This window comes from Erwinia sp. AK-PDG3-5 (assembly GCF_056821705.1).
The window spans coordinates 4,078,230-4,103,263 of the sequence record NZ_CM165967.1; the positions used below are offsets into that span (position 1 = coordinate 4,078,230).

The 25,034-nt window shown below is 56.0% G+C and carries 22 protein-coding genes and 3 tRNA genes; 9 read left to right on the forward strand and 16 right to left on the reverse strand.

What is annotated here, in order from left to right; all coding sequences use genetic code 11:
• Positions 1-3 precede the first annotated feature (3 nt).
• The 11 genes from tssB to AC1UKS_RS19005 all read right to left on the reverse strand — a co-directional run bounded on the left by tssB (position 4) and on the right by AC1UKS_RS19005 (position 12,092).
• Positions 4-531, reverse strand: coding sequence for a type VI secretion system contractile sheath small subunit (gene tssB, locus AC1UKS_RS18955; protein WP_013200619.1), 528 nt, complete (start codon positions 529-531; stop codon positions 4-6).
• 47 nt (positions 532-578) lie between these two features.
• On the reverse strand, positions 579-1,595 hold the full coding sequence (gene tssA, locus AC1UKS_RS18960) for a type VI secretion system protein TssA (protein ID WP_482434835.1): 1,017 nt from the start codon (positions 1,593-1,595) through the stop codon (positions 579-581).
• Between the two features lie 17 nt (positions 1,596-1,612).
• Positions 1,613-2,323: a type VI secretion system-associated protein TagF gene (gene tagF, locus AC1UKS_RS18965; RefSeq protein WP_482434836.1), complete on the reverse strand. Its 711-nt coding sequence runs from the start codon at positions 2,321-2,323 to the stop codon at positions 1,613-1,615.
• A 21-nt stretch (positions 2,324-2,344) separates the two neighbouring features.
• Complete coding sequence (gene tssM / locus AC1UKS_RS18970; RefSeq protein WP_482434838.1) at positions 2,345-5,965, reverse strand: type VI secretion system membrane subunit TssM; 3,621 nt, start codon at positions 5,963-5,965, stop codon at positions 2,345-2,347.
• A 3-nt stretch (positions 5,966-5,968) separates the two neighbouring features.
• On the reverse strand, positions 5,969-7,207 hold the full coding sequence (locus AC1UKS_RS18975; RefSeq protein WP_482434839.1) for a DotU family type VI secretion system protein: 1,239 nt from the start codon (positions 7,205-7,207) through the stop codon (positions 5,969-5,971).
• Positions 7,208-7,224: 17 nt separating this feature from the next.
• The gene (gene tssK, locus AC1UKS_RS18980) at positions 7,225-8,568 is read right to left on the reverse strand and encodes a type VI secretion system baseplate subunit TssK (RefSeq protein WP_482434840.1); all 1,344 of its coding nucleotides are present in this window, start codon (positions 8,566-8,568) and stop codon (positions 7,225-7,227) included.
• Between the two features lie 25 nt (positions 8,569-8,593).
• Positions 8,594-9,097, reverse strand: a complete 504-nt coding sequence (gene tssJ, locus AC1UKS_RS18985; protein ID WP_265911413.1) for a type VI secretion system lipoprotein TssJ — start codon at positions 9,095-9,097, stop codon at positions 8,594-8,596.
• 24 nt (positions 9,098-9,121) lie between these two features.
• Positions 9,122-9,616: an SH3 domain-containing protein gene (locus AC1UKS_RS18990; RefSeq protein WP_482437047.1), complete on the reverse strand. Its 495-nt coding sequence runs from the start codon at positions 9,614-9,616 to the stop codon at positions 9,122-9,124.
• Between the two features lie 958 nt (positions 9,617-10,574).
• Positions 10,575-11,255, reverse strand: a complete 681-nt coding sequence (gene yjjG, locus AC1UKS_RS18995) for a pyrimidine 5'-nucleotidase (protein WP_482434841.1) — start codon at positions 11,253-11,255, stop codon at positions 10,575-10,577.
• Between the two features lie 14 nt (positions 11,256-11,269).
• Entirely contained in the window at positions 11,270-11,710 is a 441-nt protein-coding gene (rimI, locus tag AC1UKS_RS19000) for a ribosomal protein S18-alanine N-acetyltransferase (protein ID WP_041691887.1), read from the reverse strand.
• A complete protein-coding gene (locus AC1UKS_RS19005; RefSeq protein ID WP_265911415.1) occupies positions 11,673-12,092 on the reverse strand; it encodes a DNA polymerase III subunit psi in 420 nt (139 codons plus the stop codon). Before AC1UKS_RS19005 ends, rimI begins: the two co-directional genes overlap by 38 nt.
• A 179-nt stretch (positions 12,093-12,271) precedes the next feature.
• Between AC1UKS_RS19005 and rsmC the strand changes: the two genes are divergently transcribed.
• From rsmC to AC1UKS_RS19025, 4 genes are all read left to right on the forward strand, one after another.
• Entirely contained in the window at positions 12,272-13,306 is a 1,035-nt protein-coding gene (gene rsmC / locus AC1UKS_RS19010; RefSeq protein WP_482434842.1) for a 16S rRNA (guanine(1207)-N(2))-methyltransferase RsmC, read from the forward strand.
• A gap of 186 nt (positions 13,307-13,492) precedes the next feature.
• Positions 13,493-13,579, forward strand: a tRNA-Leu gene (locus AC1UKS_RS19015).
• Positions 13,580-13,612: 33 nt separating this feature from the next.
• Positions 13,613-13,699, forward strand: a tRNA-Leu gene (locus AC1UKS_RS19020).
• Between the two features lie 38 nt (positions 13,700-13,737).
• Positions 13,738-13,824 (forward strand) — tRNA-Leu (locus tag AC1UKS_RS19025).
• Positions 13,825-13,974: 150 nt separating this feature from the next.
• Here the strand turns inward: AC1UKS_RS19025 and AC1UKS_RS19030 are convergent.
• On the reverse strand, positions 13,975-14,259 hold the full coding sequence (locus AC1UKS_RS19030; RefSeq protein WP_265911417.1) for a DUF1435 domain-containing protein: 285 nt from the start codon (positions 14,257-14,259) through the stop codon (positions 13,975-13,977).
• A 261-nt stretch (positions 14,260-14,520) separates the two neighbouring features.
• On the opposite strand from AC1UKS_RS19030, the gene AC1UKS_RS19035 reads away from it, so the two are divergent.
• The 3 genes from AC1UKS_RS19035 (at position 14,521) to AC1UKS_RS19045 (ending at position 17,436) form a co-directional block, all read left to right on the forward strand.
• Positions 14,521-15,621, forward strand: a complete 1,101-nt coding sequence (locus AC1UKS_RS19035) for a GGDEF domain-containing protein (RefSeq protein ID WP_265911418.1) — start codon at positions 14,521-14,523, stop codon at positions 15,619-15,621.
• 486 nt (positions 15,622-16,107) lie between these two features.
• The gene (fhuF, locus tag AC1UKS_RS19040; protein WP_482434844.1) at positions 16,108-16,896 is read left to right on the forward strand and encodes a siderophore-iron reductase FhuF; all 789 of its coding nucleotides are present in this window, start codon (positions 16,108-16,110) and stop codon (positions 16,894-16,896) included.
• Between the two features lie 72 nt (positions 16,897-16,968).
• Complete coding sequence (locus tag AC1UKS_RS19045) at positions 16,969-17,436, forward strand: YbaK/EbsC family protein (RefSeq protein WP_041692203.1); 468 nt, start codon at positions 16,969-16,971, stop codon at positions 17,434-17,436.
• Positions 17,437-17,485: 49 nt separating this feature from the next.
• On the opposite strand, the gene AC1UKS_RS19050 is transcribed toward AC1UKS_RS19045, so the two are convergent.
• Positions 17,486-18,715: an MFS transporter gene (locus AC1UKS_RS19050; protein WP_482434845.1), complete on the reverse strand. Its 1,230-nt coding sequence runs from the start codon at positions 18,713-18,715 to the stop codon at positions 17,486-17,488.
• 270 nt (positions 18,716-18,985) lie between these two features.
• Between AC1UKS_RS19050 and AC1UKS_RS19055 the strand changes: the two genes are divergently transcribed.
• Together AC1UKS_RS19055 and AC1UKS_RS19060 are read left to right on the forward strand one after the other, a co-directional pair.
• Positions 18,986-19,414, forward strand: a complete 429-nt coding sequence (locus tag AC1UKS_RS19055; protein ID WP_482437048.1) for a DUF2946 domain-containing protein — start codon at positions 18,986-18,988, stop codon at positions 19,412-19,414.
• A 69-nt stretch (positions 19,415-19,483) separates the two neighbouring features.
• The gene (locus tag AC1UKS_RS19060) at positions 19,484-21,022 is read left to right on the forward strand and encodes a PepSY-associated TM helix domain-containing protein (RefSeq protein ID WP_482434846.1); all 1,539 of its coding nucleotides are present in this window, start codon (positions 19,484-19,486) and stop codon (positions 21,020-21,022) included.
• A gap of 45 nt (positions 21,023-21,067) precedes the next feature.
• On the opposite strand, the gene AC1UKS_RS19065 is transcribed toward AC1UKS_RS19060, so the two are convergent.
• Genes AC1UKS_RS19065 through AC1UKS_RS19075 form a run of 3 tightly spaced genes read right to left on the reverse strand, consistent with a single transcriptional unit; the run spans position 21,068 to position 24,541 of the window.
• A complete protein-coding gene (locus tag AC1UKS_RS19065) occupies positions 21,068-22,042 on the reverse strand; it encodes a nucleoside hydrolase (protein WP_482434847.1) in 975 nt (324 codons plus the stop codon).
• Positions 22,043-22,051: 9 nt separating this feature from the next.
• Entirely contained in the window at positions 22,052-23,089 is a 1,038-nt protein-coding gene (locus AC1UKS_RS19070; RefSeq protein ID WP_482434848.1) for a LacI family DNA-binding transcriptional regulator, read from the reverse strand.
• 57 nt (positions 23,090-23,146) lie between these two features.
• Positions 23,147-24,541 (reverse strand): MFS transporter, encoded by a 1,395-nt coding sequence (locus AC1UKS_RS19075; RefSeq protein ID WP_482434849.1) that lies wholly within the window; start codon positions 24,539-24,541, stop codon positions 23,147-23,149.
• Positions 24,542-25,034 lie beyond the last annotated feature (493 nt).

Sequence of the window (25,034 nt, forward strand, 5' to 3'; positions counted from 1 at the left end):
CGGTTATTCCTCCCCACTTTTAGCGGCTTCATCCTGCTTCGGCAGGTGGCTCAGTGATTTCAGCAGCGTAGGATCCTGCAGAATTTTGGAGATCAGCTCTTCCGCCCCGTTTTTGCCGTCCATATAGGTCAGCAGGTTGGAAAGCTGTGTGCGCGCATCCAGCAACTGATTCAGCGGCTCAACGTTACGCGCCACCGCATCCGGCGAGAAATCTTCCATGCTGTTGAAGGTCAGATCGATGTTAAGACGCCCTTCGCCGGTCAGGGTGTTATCCGCCTGGAACGCCACGCGCGGTTTCAGCGCCTTCATGCGTTCATCAAAGTTGTCGATATCGATTTCAAGGAACTTGCGCTCGTCTACGGCCGGCAGTCCTTCGACCGATTTACCGACCAGATCGGACATGACGCCCATCACGAACGGCAGCTCAATTTTGCGTTCCGCGCCATAGATCTCCACGTCGTATTCGATCTGCACGCGTGGCGCACGGTTACGGGCGATAAATTTCTGCCCACTGGATTTACTTGTTGCCATGGGGTTCTCCATTGGTATTCGCGGTAAAACGTGAATGAACGCGCAACTCAGTTATCGCGACGTCCGAAGATATTTTCCAGCTGATGCACGCCGTCTGGCGCCAAATCACGGATGATGTCCATAAAGTCGAGCTCGATCATTCGCTGTACACGGTCAATCATCAGCGGAGCCGGATGGCTTGGCTCGTGCTGCACAAAGTACTGCTTCACTTTTTCCAGCATCAGCTGGGCATCAGAACGCGAGCCAGGCTGAATCGTCCGCCAGTCCATATCGGCACGCGCCGGTCTGGCGGCTGGCGACGCCTGCGGGACTTCTGTACTCGCTGGCGTCAGGCCGGGGATCAGGCTCGCCAGATCGGTGACTTCACAGGCCTGCGCGACGGTGTTCACCGTTTTTTGCAGCTGCTCCATCTCCGGCACGCCGCTTTCGCCGAGGTGTTCCACCAGCGTCTGACGAATTGTTTGTAACCGCTCACTTATGCTCAGAATGGCTTCCACGCCGGGTTGACCCGATCGCGCCAGTTCATCTGTCAGCCGTGCGAGGCCGCCGGGATACTCTGGACATTCGGTTTTGCTGCCGTCCAGCAGTGCGCAGGCATCGCGCAGTGAAATTTCATCGGAGGCGCTGCGAATTAATGGCGCCTGGCGGGCTGCGGTAGTGAGTGCTGACTTATCGCTTAACGCCGCCAGAGCATTGACGCGGTAAAACGGATCGCGCTCACCGTCCTCTTCCAGCACTGGCCACAGCGGCTCCCAGTAACGCAGCAACGACTGCTTGATCAGCTCCAGGCCGTTGGCATAACCCGGCAGCCCTTTCAGCTGCGTCCAGGCGCGGGTCAATGCCAGCATCACGCGCAGATCTTTGGTGCGGCTCATCAGGTCGCTGGCCAGACGCTCGACCTTGTTCCAGTCCGCGGGTTCGGCTGGAATGATGGTGCTGCCAAATTGCTGCTCGGCCTTGCCCGCGCAGGCCTGCTCCATCGCCATGTAATCGGCGTCGTATTCCAGATTCTCGCCGCAGGGCTTGTCAGCGCTGATCGGCTCAAGGAGCGCATCGATATTCATAGGATTTCCTTGCGTTATTACTCAAACATCGGCGGATAAAGACCGTGGCGGCCGGGTTTAGCACCGGCGGCAGGGTCAAACAGCATCGAGAACAGCTGGCCGGTAAAGTTGCCGCTGTGCACGTGGGTATAAAGCGGATAGCCATCGGTCTGATTGGTCCACCAAAAGCTGGTGTAGTGCTGCGGATCGAAGCAGTCCGATACCTGCCGCCAGCTCAGCGTGCAGGGCCGATCGGCATAGCCAATCACGTCCAGAATGTCCGAGCGCGACTCTGCGGCAGGCAGCACCGGTGCGGGAATCGACAGCAACGCCTGATCCAGCTGCTCAGCGCTGTACGCGTTGCGCACCGCGTTCAGCAGCGTGCGCCCCACCTGCTGATACCATTCTCCTGCCAGCGCCAGCTGCGGTTGCGTCCAGCCCTGTGGGGAAAAGGTCAGCAAGGCGCAGACCGGATACTGTCGGCCCACGTTGTCACGCGCGGGCAGCAGGCAGCCCATCTGCACCAGCTGACTGCCCAGCATCGGCGGCACCACAAAATTCCACACCGGCGCGGCGCTGAACGATCGGTCTCCGTCGGCGCGTTGATCTTCATTTTGCTGCCAGTTCAGCAAGCCCACCTGGAACCAGTGGGTCCATTGCTGCCAGAGCGTTTCGGGAAAGCGGCGCTTAAGAAAGTCACCGGCACTGGGCAATTTCCCGTACCAGCCAATCGCAGGAGTCTGGTTCATTATCAAATCCTTGCCTTGCGGTTAGGGGCATGAGAACCCGGGAAGCTGAAACGGATTACGAATACTGTTTGGCGTGAATTCCAGCGTCACCCGATGACCATTGACGTTAAAGGCCGCCTGACGGCTGAGGCTGCTGCTGCCGCGCGAGAGTTCGGCGCGGTCAAAGAAGCGATTCAGTGCCCATGCGCCGTTGGTGACCAGCGTGGCGGTGGTGCCATCCGCCAGCCCCAGCTGCATACGCACCTGGTTGGTGCCGCCGGGGCCCGGCCAGTTCATCAGCTGGACCGCCTGCGGCCCGTGGCTGTAACGCAGCAGCTGTCCATCCACATCCAGCGTTAAGGTCAGGATGTTGTTATCCATCTGCACGGTGCGGACGGTGACGCGGAAAGAAGGCGTGGTCGCGCCATTGGCAAAGAAGGCATCACGAATGCTTTGCGCCTGCTGGAACGGGCGCAGCACGCTTTCGCCGCCTGGCAAGGTCTTGCCGTCGATGCCCGGCGTAAAGCGCCAGCTGGACTGCGTGGTATCGACCTTGTTGGCGAGATTGTCGCGGAAGAAGCTGTCCATCAAACCGGTACCCGGTGCAAACATCCGCGCCAGATCGTCAGGCGTGACTTCAGAACGGCCACTGCGGGAGAGCGGATAACGTCCGGCAATCGCCTGACGGCAGAAGCTGCCCACTTCGACATTGATCCGCTTGCGCACGTTATCCAGATCGCGACGCTGGGTATCACTGCTGGCACCCACCGCCATGCTGGTGAACATGTTTTGCAGTGAGCCAGGCAGGCGACCGGCGCTGGCCTGCAGACGACTGATTGAATCGCTGGCTGGCGGCGGCATACCGCTGTTGGCGGCATCCTGCACCGCGGTCAGGTAGCGATAGAGGTCGTCGATTTGCTTAAGGAAATCATCGAAGGCGATGGTTTTGCCGCCTTTCTCCAGCGGTTGAGCCAGCTCAATTACCGGCGCGAAGTGAGCGGTTACTGACTGCTCCGGCGTTTGCTGCTGCTGGCTGGCGGCGGTGCTGGCCTGGCGAGAGCGGAACAGCGCGCTGAGGGTGCTGCTGGCGCTGCTTTCCTGCTTATCCTCGCCAGCCTTAGTCGTATCCTCTTCCGGGGCCGCTTTCTCCAACACCAGATAGTGGCTGAGGCTAATCACCAGTTTGCGCAGCGGCGAATTGCTGCTGGAAAGCAGCCGCGCCGCGTTGATGCGTTGCGATAAGTCCGCGCTGTTGTTCAGCTGGATGTCCTGCAGTAAGCCATCCCACTGACGCATATAATCGGCCATATAGAGCTGGCGGACGGCCAGATCGGTCTGATCCTTTGTCTCGCCCTGCACCTGACCGCCCAGCACCCACTGGTCATCGTCATGCAAAGCCGCCGTGACGCCGTCGATGTTTTTGTCGAAGCTGTTCCAGTAGCCGTCAGGGGTAAACAGCCCCGGAATGCCCTCACCAATCGACTTGCCGCTTTTACGTGAAAAGACCAGCTCGCTTTGTGGACCCCCGAGTGAAGCCAGCGATATCGACTTCAGTGCATCATCCCTTTCCAGCAGGCGCTTGAGGCGTCCATAGACCCGCTGCGACAGCGGCATCTGATTAATCAGCGCCTGCTCGCGCTTTACCAGCGCGTCATCCCGCGCATACGGAGACGCCTGGATCTGCGTCTCAAGCAGTTGCATCAAATGCCAGTCGAGCTGCTTAATCTGTTGCTGGGTGATGTTCTGCGGCTGGTTGCGCTGAATATTCAGCATCAGCCAGGCGTGCAGGAATTTGCCGTCGTAATGTTTTGGCTGGTACAGCATCTGATAGGCTTTCAGCGCTTCATAGCTGTAGTCCGCATCCGTGCCGTTGTCATTGCGTAGCCAGGTGGTGATCAGCTGAGCCACCTGTGGCATCAGCAGCTGCTTAAGGGATTTCTGGTACAGCGACAACGTCGCATCACTGACTTCCACCCCGCGATACAACCCCATCCGGCGGGTGATTGGCGGATCGTTCAGATCGAAGTCCTCACTCTCCGGCAGATGCAGCACGCCATTCAGGAACGGCAGCAGCGCATACAGATCGGTCAGATCGTTGGCCTGCAGGTTCTGGCTGAGCTTCACCACCTGCGGCACTTTCGCCTGCACTTCCTGCAAATAGGCTTTGTTATTGTTGTAACTGGTGAGCCACAGCACGCCGGCAACGATCAGCGCAGCCGCCAGCACCACGTAGCCCGACCACAGCACCGCGCGATTGCGCAGCTCCCACCAGCGGTTGCTGCCTGCCAGACCGGCTTCCTGGAAAATCACGTTCTGCAGCAGGTCTTTCAGGAAGTAGCTTTGCCCTTTGTTGGCCGGGATCGGCGCGGCTTTATCCACCTGATCCCACGCCTTACTGCTGCCGCCCTCTTCCTGCGTCAGATTCAGCGCGCGGTTCAGTTCGCCCATCACCCGGTCAAACGGCAGACCTTCCTGGGTGCCGCTGGCAAAGTAGATACCGCGTGGTGAGAACTGCGTTTCAAAGTTGGAGCGGCTGAAGACGGTTTCCAGATAGTCGTTCAGCAGCGGGCGTAGCGCCGCGAACTCTTGCGGGAACAGGTAGCTTTCGGCCCGGGCTTTGCCATCGCTTTCCTGTAACAGCGTGTCCGGCAGACCGGCATCCAGCCGCTGTTGCAGCAAGGCATATTCCTGAGTGAACGCGCTTAACAGATCGAAATCGGCCAGCTTTGAGCGTTCCCAGGGGAAGGTGAAACCCCAGACCTGATCGCGCTGCGCCTTATCAAAACGGGCAAAATACGAACGGAAGCCTTTCAGCAAATCCGTTTTGGTGACCATCACATACACCGGGAAGCGGATACCCAACTGCTCATGCAGCTCCATCAGACGCTGACGCAGGGAAAGCGCCTGCTGACGGGATGCTTCTGCCGATTGCGTTAATAAATCGGAGACGCTGATGGTGACAATCACGCCGTTGATCGGCTGACGACCGCGATATTTGCGCAGCAGTCCGACAAAATTGCCCCACTCGCTGGCATCCTGTTGCTGCTCACTTTCCTGGGTGGTGTAACGTCCGGCGGTATCCAGCAGCACCGCCTGATTGGTAAACCACCAGTCGCAGTTACGCGTGCCGCCAATTCCGCGCAGCGCGGCTTTACCAAAGCGGTCGGCCAGCGGAAACTTCAGCCCGGAGTTGACCAGCGCGGTGGTTTTGCCCGCGCCCGGTGCGCCGATAATCACGTACCACGGCAGTTGATACAGATACTGACGGCTGAAACGTTGGGTCCAGCGCTTATTGCCCGCGCCGCTGAAGTGGGCCTTTTTCAGCATTTCAGCGGCTTCGGTAAAGCGCTCGGACAGCACGCGGTCTTCACTGGTCAGGCGCTTGTTGTCAGCGCTGCCCTCTTCGCCCGGCGTGGTTTTCAGGCTGCCCATCAGCTTGCGGTTCAGCCAGGCGTTATACAGACGTGGCACCAGATTGCTCAGTCCCCACGCCACATACAGCAGCCCGATGCTGATCTGGCGGTTCACTTCCGGCTCCAGCGGGCGGGAATCCGCAATCGAGAACACCGGCCCAATCACCCAGATGATAAAGGAGAGCGCGGTGATGCCGATAAAGCCCCACATCAAACGGCTGGTCATGATGGAAAAGAGAATATTCAGCATCCGTTAATTTCCTTGCTGCAAACCGTTAACTTCCGCGCGGGTGTTCTGCGGCGAAACTAACAGCGTGATGTCCACCCGGCGATTGCGGGCGCGATTTTCGGCGGTGGTGTTCGGCACCAGAGGATTGCTCTCTCCGCGCCCTTCCGCTTTCACGCGTTGCGGCTGTGACAGATGTTGTTGCAGGCGCTCCTGCACGGACTGTGCCCTGGCCAGCGAAAGCTCATAGTTAGAGGCGAAGCGGGCACTGCGGATCGGCACGTTATCGCTGTAGCCAATCACCAGAATGCGGCCATGAACGTTGTTCATCGCCTGAGCGATACGATCCAGCACTTCTTCATAACGCCCGCGAACCGAGGTGGACGCGGAGGTAAACAGACCGTCGCCTTTCAACGTGACCACGCTTTGGTCAGCTTCGTCTTTTACCGCGACCAGGCCCTGTTCAATTTCAGGACGCAGGAAGGCTTTAAGGTTCAACGCTGCGGGCGGCGGCGGTGCCGGATTGTGAATGGTGACTTCCGGCAACGGCGTTTGATAAATTTCAGCCAGCACGGGCGAAGTCACATCGCCCAGCCGCCAGTTCAGCAGGATATAGAAAAGACAGGCGAGGAAGCCGACCAGCGCCGTACAGGCCCACAAAGGCACCACCGGCCGCCACAACTTACGCGTGACCGGATGATCTTCAGGATGCGGTGAAAGCGGCGGCGCATAGCCACCGCGAACGGAGTGGATCATCTGCAGCAGACGCTGTTTGATGGTTTCCAGTTGGGAACGGCCGTTATCCAGAACGCGATAGCGACCTTCAAAGCCCAGTTGCAGACAGTAGTTGATCAGCTCCAGCAGAACGATTTGTTCACGCGGATTCTGTGACAGTTTGGCCAGCAGCTGGAAGAACTTCTCGCCGCCCCAGGTTTCATTATGGAAGGTGACCAGCAGTCCCTGACCGGGCCAGACGCCGCGACTGCCCCAGGGCGTGAGCGCAGCGGCTTCATCCAGTGCGGTACATAAGCAGTAGCGCGCGCCAATGATCACTTCGTACGCCAGCCCGGCCCGCTGGCAGTTCATTTCGAACTGGCGCATTTCGTCGATCAAACGCTGGCGTAACGCGGCCGGATCGGCATGGCTGACCGAATGGCGAATTTGCGGAATCGAATTTAATAAGCCGTTCGCTGCCGCCACCAGGGGATTGTTATTGCTGGCACCCGAGAACACATCGCCCTGGGCATAGGCCTGTTGTTGCTGCATCTTTCTCGCTCCCTGCGTCAGACTGAATGGCTACGGATAGCCCAGAATTCCATCTTCAGGCCGGGGAAATCCCCCGCCAGATGGAGCGCGAAGGTGCCGGATTTTTCCATCTCCTGCCACAGCTCACTGCCCTTCTCCAGTTCGAAGTAGCTGTAGCCGGTGTGCCAGGGGATTTGCGGCGGCGCAACCGGCAACGGCCGCAGCACCATGCCCGGCAGCTGCAGCTGCACCAGATCGCGAATTTTTGTCACCGGCGCAATTTTCATCTGCGCCGGGAAGTGCGTTTGCAGCGCCTCGCCGGGCACATTGGCGCGCACCGCCAGCACAAAGCCGAACTCACGCACCATGGAGGTTTCGGTCACGGTGGCGACATTCAGCCCGTGCGAACGTTCGGTCAGCATCAACTGAACGGCATTCTCTTCCATCACCTGCGACAGCCCCTGACGCAGCATCAGCATCAGTTTGCCGAAGCAAAAGGCCAGATCGTCATGGTCATATTTCGGCAGTTCGCTGTCCGGGAAGCGCTGAGGGGTGTAGGTCGCCAGTTCTGTCGCAAAGGCCAGCCAGCTGGAAAACAGCTGTTCAGGATGCAGCAGCGGCAGATCTTTCAGATGGCTGACGTGGCCAACATGGTGGTTAACCAGCGTCAGCAGCATAAAGTCGACCATATCGGCCGAATTAAAGCGGCCTGGCTGTTGCAGACGCTGGCCGATTTCCTGGCTGCGTTGCTGTAACAACCCATGCATGCCGCTGAGATACTCATATAGCTTGCTGTGCGAGACGCAGTTAAGCATCGGCGGAATAAAGTTTTCATCCAGCCGAACCTGATTGTCACTGCGCTTCTCGGTGATGCGCAGGGTAGCCATCGCCGTCCATTCCGCTGACAGCTCGCTTTCCAGCATCAAACGCAGACGAAGCTTGCCAAACTGCACGGCAGCACTGCCGACCGACAGCGCATTAAAGTCATCCACTTCCTGTTCAAAGGTGACATATCGCGCCAGCGAATCCGCCGACTCGCTAAAGATCACCTCTTCACGGCCATTACGGCGGGCAGGCAGGGCCAGCACCACCAACTCATTGCCGTGATTATCAGGGATAGCCAGTGGCGGCGGCCCGTTACGCGCATCGCGGAAAGAGAAAAAGGTGCCGTCAGGCAGCAATCCACTGGCGGAGCTGAGGGCCACTTTCCCCTGCCGCAACATCGCTTCGTCGATTTCATAATCTAAAAAGCCCCAGAGATAAGGCCGCTGGGTCAGTCCCCAGTTACGAAGCGCGCTTTGTTGATAGCTCTCTGCTTGCTGGAAATGGTGTGGACGCAGGAACATGCCCTCGGTCCAGACCACTTTTTCTGCTTTATTCATAATGGCTTCCGTTGTCAGGCAATGCTCACGGTTTCACGGTGCGCAGACCGCTGATGTCAGCAATGATGTCGGCTTTCAGTTCGTCAGAAGACCCCTGCCAGAATGTATAGAAATGGTCATTGGGCACCGGCAGCGGCAATGAAATACGCCATTTTTTGCCATCCAGAGACTGATACTCCGCGAGGATCCCGATATAACGCGCCTCTGAAGTGGTTTGCCCCTGCAGGACTTTATTGAGTTGACCTGGCATCAGGAAAAACTGCTCGCTGTTAATCAGGTTGTTGCCCAGCAGAGCGGGCGCGCTGTTTTGCAACGAATAAAAGTCGGCAGACATGAAATCTGCATCCGACTTCAGCAACAACACCCTGACCTTAAGCGGAGCGCCGTCATTGATTTGCGGATGCGCCTGGAAAACCAGGCTGTAGTGAGCTGGATCGCTGTGTGAAGACGAACCACAGCCAGCAACAAGGCTGGCTGCTATCAGAAAAAACGCCTGAAGACTCAGGCGCAAAAATGAATGTCTTTTCATAGTCAGGCGGCCATTAACCCGTTATCAGTCGATGATCCAGGTGCCGCTGTTGCTGTTCTGGCACGCTTTACTGTCACCCGCGGCAACGCAGTTTTTTTTGCTCGCGGCGCGCACACGTTTACGGCGTGAGTCGGCTTTGACGGTTTTGTCATACAGCGCACTCTTCACCACGGCACGTAGAGGAACGTAGCCAATCAGCTGCTCCTGCCCCTGTTCCGCAATCGCAAACCAGTTGTTTTCCACCGAGCCCAGCACGGTATAAGGCTTACCGTTCTCCAGATTGCTCACCAGCTTGCCGCCGAAGTCAGGACGGTTCATCACCGACGCGTCATACAGCGCGCGGTACTCTTCATTCACCGGCGTGAACGACGTCGGCGGCAGAACGGCATGACGGTAAGTCAGCTTCACACCATCGACAGTGCTGGAAACAATCGTGTCATCCGTCATTGCTGGCGGTGGCGCTTTACAACCTGCAACGGTCAGGACAAAGAGCAGACTCAGTGCAATTCGAATTTTCACCATGATCCTCATGAAGTTTTTTTGGAATGAAAGGCGTACGACAACTCAGAAATACGCGTGGTCAGAATAGAGAGGGAGTCTGGGTCAGCAGGAAGCGGACCGTAACGACAAGCAGGAAGAGCGAGGCAGGCAAATGAAGCACGGCTTAACTGGACCAGTCATTAAAACAGGCCAACATTTATCCGTTTCACTTTATCGCCGAAAGCACGCTTCACAGCTTAGTAACGCAGATTATTCACTTCAGTAACATTGAAACGAGAGCAAAGGCTTCCTTAGCAGGTTAATAGTGTAGCAACAGGATCGATTCCGCTGTCCATATCGCTCATTTAACGAACAAGGCAGGGGGCAAAACGCGTTTACCCTACAAGGCCTTTCCAAATATACTATATAAAGAAGTGAATAATACTGTAGTGAATTACGCCACTCTTCTCACGCAAAGTCCCTGTACTCGTTACTTGTTTCAATAACATTTCACATTAATTACCTGTTATATATAGATTAAAAAACAGGCCTGGTACCATAGCTACCGCACGAGCTGATGCAAACGCAAAACGCCCGTGACATTGGTTACAGTTTATTGTGAAATTTTCGGCAAGTTTACAGAGTCCAATCGATTATTCAACGCTACGCAGACGCCACCGATAATGTAAGAAAATCTAATGTTACAAAATTAAGGAAAATTCTGCATATTCTGGCGAAAAAACCCAGGACATTTCCAGGAGTTCGCTCAATATTTGGCTTTATTAAAACAATATGGAATATAAATAATGTTTTTAATAATCAAATATCATAAAGTAAAATTATCGATTGGCACTAATTTTTAGGATTTTATCGGGTGGGGTTTTTGAGACAGGTGTCTACAGGTTTTTATATCTAAAAATGGGGTTATTTTGCTGAATGCCAGCGATTTGTGCTGGCATTCAGAGAGTGAGGGTATTTTTGACCAAAAATTTCAAACTTAAGTATTTAGAATCACTTCCAGTTCCTGTAGCGTTTTTACCTGCCAGCCAGGCTGGATGCCTTCAGGACGCGGACGATTGTCGGCGTTGAGCCAGCAGGTCGCCAGACCGGCATTAATGCCGCCGAGAATATCCGAATCCGGGTTATCGCCAACCATCATCACCCGCTCACGCGGAGGATTGCCCATCTGATCCAGCGCGTAATCAAAGATGGCCGGATGCGGTTTAGCGTAGCCAACCTGCTCCGAGATCACCAACAGGTCGAAATAGCCGAGGAACCCCGTCCGCTCAAGCCGTGCCTGCTGCAATGCCGTAAAGCCGTTGGTGATGATGCCCATCTTCACCTTGCCGTTAAGCGAGTTAAGCAGGTTCACCGCGCCGGCCAACGGCACGCACAGCTCGGCCATCGCCGCTAAGAAGCCGTCGTTAAGGTCCAGCGGCGTCACCGCAAGCTTCGCGGCCCAGCCTTCAAAGCGCTGATGCTGCAGCTGCAAGGCACTGATGGCGCCATTCTGATAATCAACCCACAGCGGTTTGTTAATCGCCTGATAATCATCGTAATCGGCCGTGGAAAAGGCCACGTCATACTGCTGAAAAAGACGCTGTAAACCGGCAAACGCATCGAAGTGAAAAAGCGTATCGTCAGCGTCAAATAAGATCCAATCCCAGTCTTTAAGCATTTTTCAGTCGGTCCTTATAACGTCAGCGCCATAATAATGGCATCTTCTTTGCCGTCCGCCGTCGGGTAGTAATTCCGGCGCACCGACACTTCGTTGAAGTCCAGCTGCTCATAGAGCGCAATCGCTGGACGGTTTGAGGCGCGCACTTCCAGCCATAACGTCTGGATGCCACGTGATTCGAGTTCGACGATCACATGCTCCAGCAGTTCCCGGCCAATGCCCTGACGCTGAAAAGCGGGATCCACCGCCAGGTTAAACAGCGTGGCTTCATCAAGCACCACCTGAGTAATGGCAAATCCCGCCATCTGCTCACCGACGGTCAGCTGATAGTTCAGGTAACGTTCGCCCTGATTGCTGGAGAAGGTTTTTTCTGTCCAGGGAAAAGCATGACTGCGCTGCTCAATGGCAAAAGCGGTCTCAAGATCGTGCGGGGTCAGTAAAGAAATCTGATTCATAGTGGGAGATCTGCTGCCACAGCGCGCGTTTGGCACCGGCATTATGATAGAGCTCCGCAAGAACAGGCGAAGCGATCTGTGAACCGTCAGGCACGGCGGCGGGTTCTACACCCAGACACCAGCTCGCACAACGGGTATCGTCTGGCAGCATCGCCAGTTGTTCCGGGGTCAGCACCACCACCTCCTGCTCGCGCATCAGCATCGCGCGGAGCACATCGCTAATCAGCGGATCCGAGAGCAGAGGCGGCACGTCCGCTACAATCAGCAGGCGAGTCTGTTCCGGCAGTGACACCGCAACCTCTCCCTGTAAGGCACGCGGACGCCGCAGCGTATACTGCGTTATGCCCATTTGCTGTAATAACCAGTCACGTCTGGAGGACATCTTTATTCCTGTCTGGTCGCCCGATTGCGTCGCTATGCTAGCAAACCCATCGGTTCTGCGCCAACAAAGCCACCCTCAGCACGCCGGCTGACAGCACAAAACAACGGAATGCGGCGGGCAGTGCTGCAACTCTGGCTAATTTGGGTATAATCGCCGCTCTGATTCGTAAGGAGCCACCGATGTCTGCATTTAGCCCGGCCAGTGAAGTGATACTGCGCCACAGTGATGAATTTACTCAACGCCGCGTACTGTTTGCTGGCGATCTGCAGGATGACCTGCCCGCCCAACTGGACACCGTTTTGAGTCGGGTGCATACCCAGCAATATCATCACTGGCAGATCCTGAGCCGCACGCTGGAAGACAATGCGCGCTACGGCCTGGTGGCGACAGCCGAAGACGTTGCAGAGTGCGACACGCTGATCTACTTCTGGCCGAAGAACAAACCGGAAGCGCTGTTCCAGCTGGAAAACCTGCTGTCGCTGCTGCCGGTGGGCACCGATCTGTTCGTGGTCGGCGAAAACCGCAGCGGCGTTCGCAGTGCAGAACAGATGCTGGAGCCGTGGGCAAAAATGAACAAAATCGACAGCGCACGTCGCTGTGGTTTGTATCATGGCAGCCTGGATGTTCAGGCGACCTTTGATGTTGAGCAGTACTGGGACGACTATCCGCTCGGCCCTCTGACCATCAAAACCCTGCCAGGCGTGTTCAGCCGTGACGGTCTGGATGCCGGCAGCAACCTGCTGCTCTCCACGCTGAAACCGCATATGAAAGGCAAAGTGCTGGATATGGGCTGTGGCGCCGGCGTGCTCTCCGCCATGCTCGCCAGCTTCTCGCCGAAAGTTCGCCTGTTTATGACTGACGTAAATGCGGCGGCAATCGAAGCCAGTAAAGCGACGCTGGCGGTGAACGAGTTGGAAGGTGAGGTGTTTGCCAGTAACGTCTACTCCGACGTTAACGGGCGTTACGACATGATTATCTCCAACCCGCCGTTCCACGATGGCATGCAAACCAGCCTCGACGCAGCGCAGACGCTGATCCGCGGTGCGGTGAAGCACCTGAACATGGGCGGCGAGTTGCGCATCGTGGCCAACGCCTTCCTGCCTTATCCGCAGATTTTGGATGAGACCTTTGGCAGCCATGAAGTGCTGTTACAGAATGGCCGGTTTAAGGTGTACCGTGCCGTGTTACAGCGCGCGGCGAAAGCCAAGCGTTAATCCGCAAAGCGGCGATTATTTCGCCGCTTTTTGCTTAGCAAGTGCCTGATTCGCCAACCTGGCCGTGATAACGTCGCTTTTTACAGCGTTCATTGGGAAGGTGGCTAAATAACTGTTGACGTAGACTGGAAAATCTCTAGAATGCGCCTCCGTGGTTGCAATACAGTTTACCTGTGTTGATGGTATGCGAAGGTGGCGGAATTGGTAGACGCGCTAGCTTCAGGTGTTAGTGTCCTAACGGACGTGAGGGTTCAAGTCCCTCTCTTCGCACCATAAATCACGTTGTTCATATTACGCAGCATTCGAGCGATGGTGGCGGAATTGGTAGACGCGCTAGCTTCAGGTGTTAGTGTTCTTACGGACGTGAGGGTTCAAGTCCCTCCCTTCGCACCAATGCGGTGATATGAATAAAAAGTTAAGTTCAACAGAATGCGAAGGTGGCGGAATTGGTAGACGCGCTAGCTTCAGGTGTTAGTGTTCTTACGGACGTGAGGGTTCAAGTCCCTCTCTTCGCACCACGTTGAAACTGGCTGACTGCTTTTCTCTGCATCATCCCCCCGATTATCTCTGCACGGCCTTTCTCTGAATCACTTTCTGTGTTCACGCTGCAATCCGTTTGTCATCTGTTCGATCCGCTATTGCTTTGCGACTCACCGTCCCCTGCTGTGTTAAAGCATGCCGAAATTGACGGATATGGCCGCCATGCCGCCCGCCAGTGCCAGGCAGGAAGGTAACAGCAGGTAGTGACGCAGCCGTTTGTGATAGAGCATCGCCACGGTGGCCAACAGCGCAATCACCATGATCACCCGCCATTCGCTGAATGACAGTTTCATCAGGGCGATAAGCGGCATCACTGCACAGGGCAGCAACACGCCCCAGGCGCTATCCAGTTTTTTTCCGAACATCCAGCTTACCCCCCAAAGTCCACATGCGGTGACCATTGCTATCAGCATTGTCGTACCCACACCTTTTCAAATGATAATGATTACCAATAGCATATAAGAATATTTATCACTTTGCAGCATAATTTACCGTGCCGCTGTTGAAACTTTTCCCGCGCTGATGACACTCCGAATGTTAAGTGGTAAATTGGCCACGTTCACTATTAAGAAATTCCAAATAATAACAGAAAGAAACTATTCCACGCGCGAATGTAGTCCGCCAATTTAGGTTAATGGTGCGGGTTTATTCATTGCAGTCACGAGTAGAAAATAATGAAATTACAAAGCTATGATGAATTGCTTAACAGCAAGCATCGGCTGTCGCTGATGCTCTTTCTCTTTTTAAACACAGCAACGTCTTTATTTTGTTTATGTAGCACTAAAGGGAAACTGGGACAGGTTCAGTTTTCAATTCCCACGGTTGCCATCGCACTATTTTGTGCGGTGATAATCGCGTGGATGATTTTAAAGCCGTCAGGGAAATTTCCGATATTAAATCTGGTCGCGGTAATTACCGGCTTGCTGTGGACATGGCAAATTTACGATAAGTACGAAACGGTATTTTATTTCGACGGCAGCTTTTTAGTAATCAGTCTGATTAGCGTGTTTTTTATCAGTGCCATCGCGCTGGGCGACCATCTGCTGGCATTTTGTCTGCATACGGCTCCGCCTTCCGTCGCGGTGTTGGTGCTGGACCACGGGCAGAACACGCTGCTGATCCTGTTTACCATTGCGCTACCGTTGATTGGCTTTACCTTGCACCACCTGATGCAGCGCCGTAGGGACAACTTTACCCTGCGCCTGATGCGGCAGCTGTATGAAGAGAAAGAGACCTACAGCGACCTTAGCATGCTCGATCCGTTGACCGGCCTGTACAATCGCCGTGGGCTGAAAAACCGGCTGGAGAACATCCTCGAGAACCACGCGGGCAGCCATTTCGTGCTGCTGCTGGATATCGATAACTTCAAGGCCTACAACGATAACTACGGCCATGCGATGGGCGATCAGGCGTTGGCGCGCGTCTCGGTGGCGATTCGGGATGCGGTGCGTTCAAGGGACATCGTGACCCGCTATGGCGGCGAAGAGTTTCTGGTGCTGCTGACCAACGTCAATGAATCGATTGCCCGCAAGCTGTCGGAGCGCATTCGCCAGTACGTGCTGAACCTGGAGATCCCGCATTTGTTTAATGACCGGGTCGCTACCCACGTCACCATCAGCGCGGGGTTTGCGCCCTTAATCGAGGATGATTTCGATGCGGCGCTGGCCAATGCCGACCGTGCGCTATATCTGGCAAAAGGTCGTGGACGTAATACGATCCTCTCTTTTGAAGACATAACTAAAAGTCCGCTTTCCCACCCCGCAGACGCAATGTGATGTTTTTAACTGGCCCGGACGCCCGGGCCAATACTTTGAATTAATTTATCGCTCTCCTTAATACAAATCCCAGGCCTGACGGGTTTATTTGGCATAATCACTGCCGGATTTATTATTCATACATTAAGCCGATGAATGAAAAATTGTTGTTAATAAAAAACGACAATAATGTATTTTCCAGCGAAGGTGATCACAGGAAATAACCCAGCCATTGCTATTCCCTGTAATTGGAATTAACTCTACCGTTCTGGCTAATGCCCCGCTTATGGAATAAGCCGCTATTCCAACGTTGCACTATGCCTGTTTTTTCTTGCCCCCGTAATCCCTGCTGTTATTACGGCCAATACGCTCAAAATTCAGCCAGATTTCTTATCGATTGCCTTCAAGCCCCGGCGCACAATTTGCTGCTTGTTTGTGCGTATGGCCTCAGATAGAATCAAGAACGATTATCATTTGTTTTTGTATTCGGTTTACGCTGGAAATCCCATGGCCACCATCGTCCGTCAGGCAGTTGAGTATGGTTCACATCCGCTGATCTTTTTGCAGAGCAATCGTTCGCTGGCGTCTTCGCTGCGCGCCTTGTTCAGTGAACACCGTGCTTATTTCCTGGATAGCGTGAAGCTGGGGGAAGAAGCGCCCGCCAGCAGCATGACGCTGGACCGCTGGTCGACACCGGAGAATTTCGGCCGCCTTAACGCGCAGTACGGTGACTATATCTACCGTGAGCATGGCGAGATGGAACGCGAAAACAAGCCGCTGCAATCGCTGTGGGCGCAGTGGTATTTCGGCCTGGTGCTGCCGCCGATGATGATGGCACTGCTGATTGAAAACCGCCCGCTGGATTGCTCACCCGAGCATTGCCACGTTGAGTTCCATGAAACCGGCCGCCCGGCAACCTTCTGGTTTGACGTGCGCGAAGATGAAGAAGCCCGTTTCCTGAGCCCACAACGTCGTATGGATCGCCTGATCCACCAGCATCTGATCCCGGCGGTGCGCGCCATCGAGCAGCACGGTGATATCAACGGCAAGCTTATCTGGAACAACACCGGCTTCGCCGTGCACTGGTTCCTCGGTGAACTGGCTCCTCTGCTGGGCAAATCGCTGCACGCCGAACTCGAACACGCCTTCTTCTTCAGCAAAACCCTGCTGGACGGTTCCGACAACCCTTTCTATCGCACCATGCTCCCGCGCGACGGTGAAATGCAGCGACGTACCTGCTGCCAGCGCTATCGCCTGCCGGACGTTGAGCGCTGCGGAAACTGCACGCTAAGCTAAATTAACGCCTTCCCGTTTACAGTCAGTCTGCTCTGTGGCAACTTTATGCGCTTCGTTATGTGGGAGAAAAGCATGAGCCTGGAGTCTGTACGGCAGTTTTTTGCCGAGCGCGCCCCTGATATTGGCATTATCGAGCTGGCCGAGAGCACGGCAACGGTCGCTCTGGCGGCACGGGCGCACCATGTGGAGCCTGGCCAGATTGCCAAAACCCTGTCGCTGAAGGTGAAAGATCGGGTGGTATTAATTGTGACTCGCGGCGATGCCCGCCTGGATAACCGTAAGCTGAAAGCGACGCTGGGTGCCAAAGCGCGCATGCTCAGCACCGATGAAGTGGTGAACTGGACCGGTCATCCGGTCGGCGGCGTCTGCCCGTTCGGGCTGGAAACCCCTTTACAGATCCTGTGCGATATCTCGCTGAAGCGTTATGAAGAAGTGCTGCCTGCAGCCGGATCGATTAACAGTGCGGTGCGTATTTCGCCCGAGATGCTGGCGCAACTGACCGACGCCAAATGGGTCGACGTCTGCGAGATCCCTGCCTGACGGCAACAAAATAGGGCGGTTCTGAGAACCGCCCTTTTCGCTTACTCCCTTAGCGGGACTGTTCGCTCACCTTGCCGGGTGAGGACGATATCTCCACCCCGCGCGTTTCCCTGCCGAACGCCACCAACACACAGATCAACACCGCCACGGTGCCGGCGACAATCGCCATCGCCAGGCCATAGTTGTTGCCATGCGCTTCCGCTATCGAGGATTGCAGCGTGGCATTGACTGAGGCAATCAGGTTACCCAGCTGATAAACGAAGCCTGGCAGCACCGCGCGGGTATTGGCCGGCACCAGCTCGGTCAGGTAGGTTGGCACCACGCCCCATGCACCCTGCACCATAAACTGCATCAGGAACGCGCCCAGCCCGATCATCACCGAACCGGTCGAGAAGGCCCACAGCGGGATCACCGGCAGCGCGAGGCAGGCGGCAATCATCATCGCTTTCTTACGGCCAATTTTCTCTGACAGCGTGCCAAAGAACACGCCACCGAGCATCGCGGCGATGTTATAGCAGATAGCGATGATGCTGACGGTATGCGGATCGAAGCCGTGCTGTACCTTCAGGAAGGTGGGATAGAGATCCTGCGTGCCGTGGCTGAAGAAGTTAAAGCAGGCCATCAGCAGCACCAGATAAACGCACAGCTTCCAGTGGCTGCGCAAAACCGGCATTAGCGCGGCGCTCTCTTTACGCTCCCGTGCCGCCAGCCACACCGGCGACTCAGGGACTTTGAAATAGATAAACGGCAACAACAGCACCGGCAGCGCGCCGATCAGGAACATGCCGCGCCAGCCGACCGAGGCATAGAACAGGCCGAAGATAATTGACGCCAGCAGATAGCCACAGGGATAACCCGCCTGGAAGATCCCCGACATCAGCCCGCGCGAACGGTCTGGAATGGTTTCCATCGCCAGGGATGAGGCCACGCCCCAGACGCCGCCCATCGCAATACCGTAGATCACCCGGAAGGCGAGGAAGGTGCCGAGGGTGGGAGACCAGGCTGACAGCAATTCGAAAATCGAGAACATCAGAATGTTGACCATCAGAATCGGTCGACGACCAAACCGTTCGGCCAGGCGGCCAAACAGCAGCGCGCCAATCGGTCGCACCGCCAGCGTCAGCATGATCGCCAGCGAGACGTGCGAAATTTCGGTGTGGAAGTGGGTAGCAATATCACTCAACACGAAGACCAGTATAAAAAAGTCGAACGCGTCCAGCGTCCAGCTGGCAAAGCTGGCGAAAGCAACATTGCGCTGGGTCGAAGTCCAGTTGAACATAGGGTTATCCTGTCTTGCTGCGGCCAAGACCCGGATATCGGGCCAAGAAATGTTAACTATTTGTTTATAGCATGTAAGTAAATAGCGATCTTCGCGTCTTTGTCAGCGCAAGATTCAAGCTGTAAACCGGCGTAACACTTCATTACCCACCTAATAGTTAGCAGGGGTAAGGTGCTGCCGCGATGTTAATGCTTCGGAGCTAAATGTTTATTTGCTACACTCCCGCCGTGGATTTTTGACCAGGATGTTCAAGGCTTGTCGCTGATTCCGATGCACCGTTCGCCCAACCGCTTTGCGGCCTGGCTGGCGGTGGTTGCCATTTTGCTGCTGTTTATTGCTCCGGTGATTTCCAAATCCCTGGTGAGCGATGCTGCGCGTGATTCGATGATGATGCCGGGCATGGCCATGGATCATGACATGGCGATGGATGATGATATGCCGATGGACGGCATGGACATGGCCACAATGTCGCCGCTTGAACATGCGCGCATGATGCAGCACCATCCGATGTCGATGATGGATGACAGCGCCTGCGGCTACTGCGTATTACTGGCGCACCTGCCGTTAGATTTGACCAATTTCCCGGTGCTGTGGTCTTCGCTGCAGGCCGCTAAGCTGCCCGATTTGCCGCCGTTCCGCCCTGCTGTGGCACGGTTTATTCCGCAATTTTTCCATCCCCGCGCCCCACCCACTTTCTGAGCCGGTTAAACACTAAAAATATCCTGTCGTCATAGCGGCAGGCACCTGCTCATGCCTGGAAACAGGCGGATGGAAAATATTATGTCAGAAAAAATCCTGGCGCAGTCCGCACGCGCCGAACAATCGCGCAGCGCCCTGCTGCCATTACTGCGTCGCCTGCATTTCTATATCGGGCTGTTTATCGGTCCGTTTATCTTTGTCGCGGCCCTCACCGGCGCGCTGTACGTGATGACGCCGCAGCTGGAAAACGCGCTCTACTCACATCAGCTGTTCACTGCCAGCCAGGGGCCGGAACGCTCTCTTGCCGATCAGGTTCGGGTCGCTGAGTCGTTTATTGGCCCACAGGCGAAAATCACCGCGCTGCGTCCTGCGCCCGCTGCCGGGGAAACCACGCGGGTGATGTTCACCACGCCAGACGGCGGCAGTGCCACCACCGCGGTATTCGTCGATCCTCAGACCTTAGAAGTACGCGGCATGCTGAACGTTTATGGCACCAGCGGCGTGCTGCCGCTGCGCACCTGGCTGGATTATCTGCATCAGAATCTGCTGTTGGGCGACGTTGGCCGGAACTACAGCGAGCTGGCCGCCAGTTGGCTATGGGTGGCATCATTAGGCGGACTGCTGCTGTGGGCCACTAGCCGGGCGCCCGGCCGGATCAAAAAAGGCCGATCACGCGGACAAAGCCTGCTGCGAAGCCGCTACTGGCACAGCACGCTGGGCGTGGCGCTGCTGCTGGGATTGATCTTCTTCTCGGCCACCGGCCTGACCTGGTCGCGCTGGGCCGGCGACAATATCTCGTCGATGCGCGCTCACTTTGGCTGGCTGACGCCAGCCGTGAATACCGCGCTGACGCCAAACGCCGCACCGGCCGATGACAGCATGCCGGGAATGAACATGCCTGCCGATGCACATGCCGATCACGCTATGCCAGGAATGAACATGCCTGCCGATGCACATGCCGGACACGCTATGCCAGAAATGAACATGCCTGCCGATGAGCATGCGGAACACAAACTGGCAGGCAGGCAGAAGTCGGACAATCCGGTGGCGTCGGTCAGCATCTCACCGGAGCAGTTTGATGCGGTGGTGCATACCGCCCGCGCGGCAGGGATTACCGCCGGCAAGATTGAAATCCGTCCCACCACCCGCGCCGATAAGGCCTGGACCGTCAGCGAGATCGATCGCCGCTGGCCAACCCAGGTCGACAGCGTGTCGGTCGATCCGCGCAGCTATGCCCTGCTGGATAAGGTGGAGTTTGCGCAATTTGGCCTGCTGGCCAAACTCACGCGCTGGGGCGTCGATGCCCATATGGGGGTGTTGTTTGGCCTGCCGAACCAGCTGATTCTGGCGGCTTTTGCGCTGGGATTATGCGTGATGATTGTGATGGGATATCGCTTATGGTGGCTGCGCCGTCCGGCCGCCGGGCAAGGCCCGCATCCGGCAGAAACGCTGATTTATCACTGGCGACAGCTGTCGCTTAGCGGCCGTTTTGCGGTGACGGTGGTTACCGTGGCGTTGGCGTTGAGCCTGCCGTTGATGGGCATCAGTCTGGTGGTGATGCTGGTGATTGATGCTATTCGCTGGCAGCGTGCGGTGAAGGTCGCCTGAGTCTGATGAACTGGCTCCCCGTCTTCCGCGAAGGGGAGCGCAGCCTTAAGCCAGCGCTTTTTCCAGCATCGAGAGCAGCAGACGGTTATCCACCGTTTGCAGCACGTGAACCAGTCCGGCCGTTGAAGGCTCAATCGCCACGTCGACCCGTAACGGCGGACGGTAGCGCCATGATTTTCCGCGCGTCTGTCCCGGCCGCAACTCCACATTGACGTAATAATCCGCGGCCTTGGCGACCTGCTGATTCAGCAGCCAGGCCACCACCAGCGCATCGTGGATCCAGCAGCCCGGCAGATGACGGGTTTGTATCGAGTAATCCATCCACGGCCTGAACGTTTCGGTGACAAAGCGCGCCAGCGGCGTATTCAGCCGGGCAATCCGATCCAAATCGCTGTGCGTCATCAGCGTCTGGGTGGTGACGTCCATCGGCACTAAGGTGATGTTCGCGCCGCTGTTCAGCACCTTGTGCGCGGCTTCAGGATCGAGGCCGAAATTGGTGTCCTTGATATAGTCATCCAGCGCAAAGACGCCGCCCATAATGGCGATCTCCTGCACCGCTTCCACCATCTCCGGGTAGCGTTCCATTGCCAGCGCCACGTTGGTTAACGGCCCAATCGCCACCAGGGTGATCTCGCCGGGATTGGCACAAATCAGCCGGGCGATAGCGTCGGCCGCGTCCTCTTCCGGTGCCACAAAGGCTTCGGGCTGACGAACGCCCTGCCACAAATGCGCCAGTTTGTTGCCGTGCACCCGATTATCCAGCGCGTCACGCCAGGGTTGTGGCGGTTCGGCCAGTGCCTGGGGCGCCCCTTTCAACACCGGAATAGTCAGGCCTAAATTTTCGATCAAATCTTTCGCTACGTTGAATCCCTGCTCGCACGGCGTGTTGCCGGCGACCGTGGTAATCAACTCAAGCGAGATATTGGGTGACCCCAGCGCAAGCGCTATGGCCAGACCATCATCAACGTTGGCACCGACGATGCCGTTTCCTGGGTCACAATCAATAATCAATCTTTTCATTTTTTATTATCATTTTGGTGCAGCGTTGCGGCTGTCGTTAAAGCAACAGCCACAGGATTCGCCTATTTCCAGCTGGTGCGCAAACTCACTCAGCTGTGCCTCGCCTTCCGGGGCTGTCAGCATTGCGATGGCCCTTTTTGCCATTTCCCCTACCGGCTGTCGCACGGTGGTTAATGAAGGGACATGAAACGCTGATTGGTCCGTTCCGTTAAAACAGACCAGAGCAACCTGCTCTGGCACCGCAATGTTGTGTTCCGACAGCGCGCGAATACAGCCAATCGCCTGGGCTTCGTTGCTGGCAAACAGCGCGCGAGGTAACGCGTCGTTTTTCAGCATTTGCTGTCCGGCCTGATAACCGCCTTCGCGGGTATAGCTCGTCGGGAATATCCACTCAGGCCGTTCGGTAATGCCAAAGTCGGCCAGCGCCTGACGCCAGCCCGCAAGACGATCCTGGGTGTTAAAACGCTCCAGCGGACCGCAGATAATGCCGATGTCCTGGTAGCCGTGGCTCAACAGATGCGAGGTCACCTGACGGGCAGCGTCGCGCTCGTCCACGCGCAGAATATTCACTTTCAGACTGGGATCGACCCGGTCCAGCATCACCAGCGGCGTGCCGGTGGCCTGGATCACATCGATGTAAGGGTGGCGATCGACGCTGTTATAAAACAGTCCATCAACCTGACGGCTCAGCAGATTGTTGATCAGCTCCAGCTCGCGCTGACGGCTGTCACCTGCATCGCCCAACAGCATCACCATGCCGTTGCTCAACGCTTCCTGCTGCAACGCATGAGCAAATGACGCGATAAACGCGTTGGAAATATTGGGCACCACCAGTCCGTACGTTTTCGTCGTCCCGGAAGCCAGGGCACGGGCCACGCTGTTGGGCCGGTATCCGGTTTTCTTGATCGCCTCAAGCACGCGAAGCCGCGTTGCTTCCGCAACCGGCCTCGGACCATTGTTCATCACGTAGCTCACCACGGCGACCGAGGTGCCCGCTTCTCTGGCGACATCGCTGCGGGTGGCACGATTTACGGTGCTTTTTACCAAATTATTGCCTTATCCAGAGGCAAACCGCCGAGCGATCGACGGTTCGCCTGGTTCCCGTCAGATCGCGTCTTCCGGGTCATTTAAGTCTCGCCCACGGGTTTCCGGGGCAACAAACGTGGTCAGGAAGCCAATGGCCGCCATCGCCGCAAAGTAAGTGGCGATCGGCCACCAGTGGCCAGTCCATGACAACAGCGCAGCAGCCACCAGAGGGGCGGTTCCGCCAGAAAGAATCGATCCCAGCTCTTTCGCCGTCGCCATTTTAGTGTAGCGGTGATGCACGCCGAACATCTCAACGCCCCACGCCGCCTGCACGCCAAAAATACCGAGTGACGCCAGGCCCATACCGACAACGATAGTCGAGATCACAATCACTGGCTCACGAGAATCCAGCAACATAAAGGCCGGGAAGGCATAAATAATCAGTAAAAGGCAGAACCAACGGTAGGTAATGCGGCGGCCAAAGCGGTCAGAAAGCCAGCCAGCGAAAGGAATAATCAGGAAGCCGAGCAGAGAGGCAAGGAACACGGCGGTAGTGGCAACCGACTTATCGACAGCCAGCACTTTCACCACGTAGCCGATGATAAAACCCTGAGCCAGATAGGAAGGGCCGTTCTCACCGATACGCAGGCCAACCATCACAAAGAACGAACGGCTGCGTTTCCAGAAGCTGCGGGAATCGACCGGCAACGGCTGAGCAACGCGTGAGCTTTCACGCTGCGCCAGCAGTTCGGCTTTCTTGCGTTCAAATACCGGGGTTTCTTTCAGATGACGGCGGATCCACAGCGCCACCAGCGCAATCAGCGAGCTGCAGAGGAACGGGATACGCCATCCCCAATCCTGCAGCTGCTGTTGATCCATCTGCACCACCGCCAGCCACACCAGCGAGGCCACCAGCGTGCCGCTGTTGGATCCCAGCGCAATGATCGAGGAGACCAGACCGCGTTTTTCTGCCGGGGCATATTCACCCAGCATCACCGTGCCGCCAGACAGCTCGGCGCCCGCACCAAAGCCCTGACTGAAGCGCAACACCACCAGGCAGGCCGGGGCCCACAGGCCAATCGAGGCATAGCTCGGGATAACCCCGATCAATGTGGTCGACGCGCCCATCAGAATGATGGTCGACACCATCACCACTTTGCGGCCTTTACGATCGCCAAGCCAGCCGAAGAACAGTGCACCAATCGGTCGGGCAATAAAGCCAACGGACCAGGTGGCAAAGGTCGCCAGCAGCGCCATGGTAGGGGTGGATTCGGGGAAGAAGACGTCGCCAAAGATAATACCGGCGGCCAGACCATAGAGGGCGAAGTCCGCATATTCCATCGCGGTGCCAAGCCAACAGGAGAAGGTGGCGCGCCAAAAATCTTTACGGCCTTCTGGGGTAGTCAGGCGTTCATCTGCCGCAGAGGATGCGGAACGTGAAGCCTCGTGCTGAATGCTTTGAGGAGTGGACATGAAAGTTCCCTGAAATACAGAGTGCTAATTTGCCTTCCCTGGCGTGTCCTGAGAGTCAGGAAAAATTCGCCAGTTAGGACGCTCTTTTGCTGAGCCATGGTTAAGGTCAGAACAGGTTCCCTGGTGTTGGGAGAGTTATATTCGTTTCCCGGTCGTCGGTTTTAAGTAACCAATCGCATCCATACGGTGAAACAAAGTGACCTTCACTGGGCAGATAAGCATCATGCGTCGCGAATTTTTACTACGAGGGCCATTGTATCTACGCGCGTAGATTTTGCAATAGATCCGCGCAAATAAATTAGTGTCACTTCACATTTGGAAAGTGCAACTCCAGATAAAAACGATAAAATACAGCAACTTGAATGGATAACTTAATTTATCGCTCTGATATTGCACTGCAATACACCGAATAAACTGTACTAAAGATCAGTTTTTACTCATGTCTGACTGGCTCAGTCGTGGGCATTCTAAACGGCAGATTATTGCAGTCAGA

Coding starts and splice junctions, on each gene's coding strand:
- fhuF (WP_482434844.1), top strand. CDS start 16,108: ATGGCCACCATCGTCCGTCAGGCAGTTGAGTATGGTTCACATCCGCTG.
- tssJ (WP_265911413.1), bottom strand. CDS start 9,097: ATGAAAAGACATTCATTTTTGCGCCTGAGTCTTCAGGCGTTTTTTCTG.
- AC1UKS_RS19075 (WP_482434849.1), bottom strand. CDS start 24,541: ATGTCCACTCCTCAAAGCATTCAGCACGAGGCTTCACGTTCCGCATCC.
- yjjG (WP_482434841.1), bottom strand. CDS start 11,255: ATGCTTAAAGACTGGGATTGGATCTTATTTGACGCTGACGATACGCTT.
- tssB (WP_013200619.1), bottom strand. CDS start 531: ATGGCAACAAGTAAATCCAGTGGGCAGAAATTTATCGCCCGTAACCGT.
- AC1UKS_RS19035 (WP_265911418.1), top strand. CDS start 14,521: ATGAAATTACAAAGCTATGATGAATTGCTTAACAGCAAGCATCGGCTG.
- AC1UKS_RS18975 (WP_482434839.1), bottom strand. CDS start 7,207: ATGCAGCAACAACAGGCCTATGCCCAGGGCGATGTGTTCTCGGGTGCC.
- rimI (WP_041691887.1), bottom strand. CDS start 11,710: ATGAATCAGATTTCTTTACTGACCCCGCACGATCTTGAGACCGCTTTT.
- AC1UKS_RS19030 (WP_265911417.1), bottom strand. CDS start 14,259: ATGCTGATAGCAATGGTCACCGCATGTGGACTTTGGGGGGTAAGCTGG.
- tssM (WP_482434838.1), bottom strand. CDS start 5,965: ATGCTGAATATTCTCTTTTCCATCATGACCAGCCGTTTGATGTGGGGC.
- AC1UKS_RS19045 (WP_041692203.1), top strand. CDS start 16,969: ATGAGCCTGGAGTCTGTACGGCAGTTTTTTGCCGAGCGCGCCCCTGAT.
- AC1UKS_RS19055 (WP_482437048.1), top strand. CDS start 18,986: ATGCACCGTTCGCCCAACCGCTTTGCGGCCTGGCTGGCGGTGGTTGCC.
- tagF (WP_482434836.1), bottom strand. CDS start 2,323: ATGAACCAGACTCCTGCGATTGGCTGGTACGGGAAATTGCCCAGTGCC.
- rsmC (WP_482434842.1), top strand. CDS start 12,272: ATGTCTGCATTTAGCCCGGCCAGTGAAGTGATACTGCGCCACAGTGAT.
- tssK (WP_482434840.1), bottom strand. CDS start 8,568: ATGAATAAAGCAGAAAAAGTGGTCTGGACCGAGGGCATGTTCCTGCGT.
- AC1UKS_RS19060 (WP_482434846.1), top strand. CDS start 19,484: ATGGAAAATATTATGTCAGAAAAAATCCTGGCGCAGTCCGCACGCGCC.
- AC1UKS_RS19065 (WP_482434847.1), bottom strand. CDS start 22,042: ATGAAAAGATTGATTATTGATTGTGACCCAGGAAACGGCATCGTCGGT.
- tssA (WP_482434835.1), bottom strand. CDS start 1,595: ATGAATATCGATGCGCTCCTTGAGCCGATCAGCGCTGACAAGCCCTGC.
- AC1UKS_RS19005 (WP_265911415.1), bottom strand. CDS start 12,092: ATGTCCTCCAGACGTGACTGGTTATTACAGCAAATGGGCATAACGCAG.
- AC1UKS_RS19050 (WP_482434845.1), bottom strand. CDS start 18,715: ATGTTCAACTGGACTTCGACCCAGCGCAATGTTGCTTTCGCCAGCTTT.